The sequence below is a fragment of the Staphylococcus pasteuri genome (genome assembly GCF_030547725.1).
GTDB classification, from domain to species: Bacteria; Bacillota; Bacilli; order Staphylococcales; family Staphylococcaceae; genus Staphylococcus; species Staphylococcus pasteuri.
This window is the reverse complement of record NZ_JAUOQO010000646.1, coordinates 1-251: the sequence shown is the minus strand read 5'-3', so window position 1 is coordinate 251 and position 251 is coordinate 1. Positions and strand designations below refer to the sequence as shown.

Below are 251 nucleotides of genomic sequence, written 5' to 3'. Positions count from 1 at the left end.
CCATTCGTCAACACAGTACCGTACAACAGGCTGGTTTTTTACTTAGCAGTAATGCCGAGCGGCGTTTATTACAGTGGTCGCATTTACAACAGCGCTATTTACCTGAAGAGCTGACGCGTAGCACCGCACTAGCAAAGCAATGTACTTTTAACTTAAAGGAAATACGCTACCAATACCCCAAAGACAATGTCCCTAAAGGCTACAGCGCCCAGCAATATTTGCGTCAACTTGTAGAAGCAGGCATTAAGCAA

Annotated in this window: 1 protein-coding gene; it reads left to right on the top strand. The window is 45.0% G+C overall.

Annotated elements, in window-relative coordinates:
• Nucleotides 1–251, top strand: a 251-nt coding sequence (locus Q4528_RS15035) for a hypothetical protein (protein WP_303522492.1), incomplete at both ends; no start/stop codon positions are given.